Source organism: Vibrio sp. Y176 (assembly GCF_033438945.1).
Map to the genome: position 1 here is coordinate 1 of NZ_JAWOQS010000670.1, position 647 is coordinate 647.

Annotated in this window: 1 protein-coding gene; it reads right to left on the reverse strand. The window is 42.0% G+C overall.

Annotation, left to right across the window (positions count from 1 at the left end; all coding sequences use genetic code 11):
- Positions 1-226: 226 nt before the first annotated feature.
- On the reverse strand, positions 227-647 hold a 421-nt coding region (locus R7O13_RS27980), incomplete at its 5' end, for an ATP-binding cassette domain-containing protein (RefSeq protein WP_318305338.1).

A 647-nucleotide genomic window follows, 5' to 3' on the forward strand; every position in this document is an offset into this window, starting at 1 on the left:
CTTTAGAGAATAAAAAATGCCGCGACAGAATCGCGGCATTTTTCATGGTTGGGGGAACTCAAGTAATACTGTTTTTCAGTATTGTTGAGTCAGGTTGACTAAGTCTGACTCGATGAACCAACCAGTCTCGGCGGCCAAACCGAAAGGCAGCTACGCCATTCTCAAGTAAAGATGAAATAATCATCTTTACTTAATCCTAGTTCATTAATATGAAACTGTGATGAATCTAAGCAGCATCGTTTTGATTTTCATTGTTTTCAAGATCAAATGAGGCATCAATCAGTTTTCTAGTGTACTCACTTTTTGGGTGATGGAAAATCTCTTGTGCGCTTCCTTGCTCCATCACTTCTCCTTTTTGCATTACTAATACGCGATCAGAAAGCGCCTTAACCACTGATAAATCATGGCTTATGAACAAATAACCGATATTGTGTTTTTTCTGCAAGTCTTTGAGAAGATCGATGACAGTGAGTTGCACTGAGCGATCTAAGGCTGAGGTCGGCTCATCAAGCAAGATAAACGACGGTTCCAAAATCAAGGCTCGTGCAATCGCAATACGTTGACGTTGCCCACCGGAAAATTCGTGCGGATAGCGGTTTATAGATGCGGGATCCAAACGTACTTCGCGCAGAACATCACGCGCTTTT